The following is a 2014-nucleotide window of genomic DNA, read 5'->3' on the forward strand; positions in this document are numbered from 1 at the left end:
CAACCAAGCACCCACATTGGTAACACCGCTGACCGATCAAGCCGTCAAATTCGACACTACAGGCTGGAGCTACAATGCCAGTGCTTCCTTCAGTGATCCGGATCTGTCCGATGTCTTAAGCTACAGCGCCACTCTGGCCAATGGAAGCCCATTGCCATCCTGGTTGCACATCAACTCATCGTCAGGCCTGGTTTCAGGAACACCTGGCTTTGATGATCGCGGCACCTATGCATTGAATGTCACCGCAACCGATACCCATGGCGCAGCCATCAGTGCACCGTTGATCATCGCTGTGACCCTGTTCGAAGCAGGTCAGTTGCTGGTCAGCAGCAATGGCAACGATACGCTTGCCGGCACCTCGGCTAACGATACCGCAACATACGGCCTCGCTTCCGGCCTCGTAAACGTTTCTCTGGCCATTAATGGTCAGCAGAACACTGGCGGAAGCGGACTCGATACGCTGACCAATATCGATAACCTGATCGGTAGCGCTTTTAGAGATACCCTCAGAGGCAATGCCGGCAACAACATCCTCGATGGCGCGGCAGGCGCAGACACCTTGATCGGCGGCGCAGGCAACGATACCTATTTCGTCGATAACGCCGGCGACCTCGTCACCGAGAACGCCAATGCCGGCATCGATGCGATCTTCAGCAGCGTGACCTATACTCTGTCAGGCAACCTCGAGAACCTTACATTGATCGGTACTTCGGCTATCAACGGCACCGGCAATGGCCTGGCAAACACGCTCACCGGCAATGCGGCCGATAATATCCTCAACGGAAATGGCGGAATCGATACGCTCATCGGGAACGCCGGTAACGATACGCTCAATGGCGGCGCAGGCGCGGATATTCTGATCGGCGGATTGGGAGATGACACTTACACCATCGATAGCACAGCCGACGCCATCACTGAGAATGCCAACGAAGGCATCGACAGAGTCAACAGTAGCGTGACCTACACATTATCAGCCAATGTCGAAAACCTGACCTTGACCGGTGGCACGACAAACATCAATGGCACAGGAAACACATTGGCTAACGTTATAACTGGCAATGCAGGAAATAATCAGCTGGATGGAGGTGCAGGTGCGGATACCTTGATCGGTGCAGGAGGCAACGATGTTTATATTGTTGATAACGTCGGTGACGTCGTTACCGAAGCCAACAATAACGGCACCGATAGCGTCAACAGCAGCGTCAGCTATACACTGCCTGGGAATGTCGAAAACCTTACGCTAACAGGCTTATCGGCTATCAACGGCACAGGCAACACGCAAGCCAATCTGATCACCGGCAATGCGCAAGACAACATTCTCAGCGGCTTGGGCGGCAACGATACCTTGATTGGTGGCGATGGCAATGACACGCTGGATGGCGTACTTGGAAACGATACGTTGACAGGCGGCAAGGGCAATGATACCTATATCATCAATAGCACCGCAGATAGTATCAACGAACTTGCCAATGAAGGTATTGACACAATACAGACCTCGATCACGAAGAGCCTGGCAGGTACGCAGCTTGAGAATATCACGCTGACAGGCGCCAGTGCGATCAATGCGACCGGCAATGCTTTCAACAACATTCTCATCGGCAACAGCAACAACAATAATCTGGTCGGCGATGCCGGTAATGATACGCTCAACGGCGAAGGTGGAAACGATACCTTGACCGGAGGCGCTGGTGCCGATACGTTGACGGGCGGAGCAGGCAGCGATACCTTCGTGTATGCCGCCACGGCGCATTCCTTCGGAGCCAATCAGGATACCATCGTCGGGTTTGTCAGCGGCGCTGACCGTATCGACCTCAGCGCGCTCGATGCCAATACCACGAATGGCGGAGGAAACAATACCTTCCAATTCATCGGTAATGCAGCGTTCACAGCACCTGGGCAAGTTCGTTATGATGCAACCACGGGCTTGCTGGAGGCAAATGTGAATGGAAACTTTGCCGCCGACTTGCAGATTCAATTGGCTGGTGCTCCAACACTGATGGGAACGGATATCATT

At 53.6% G+C, this 2014-nt stretch carries 1 protein-coding gene; it reads left to right on the forward strand.

What is annotated here, in order from left to right; genetic code table 11:
- On the forward strand, positions 1 to 2014 hold a 2014-nt coding region (locus ABF87_RS14240; RefSeq protein ID WP_160829785.1), incomplete at both ends, for a putative Ig domain-containing protein.

The organism is Nitrosomonas sp. JL21, from assembly GCF_009833095.1.
Lineage (GTDB): Bacteria > Pseudomonadota > Gammaproteobacteria > Burkholderiales > Nitrosomonadaceae > Nitrosomonas.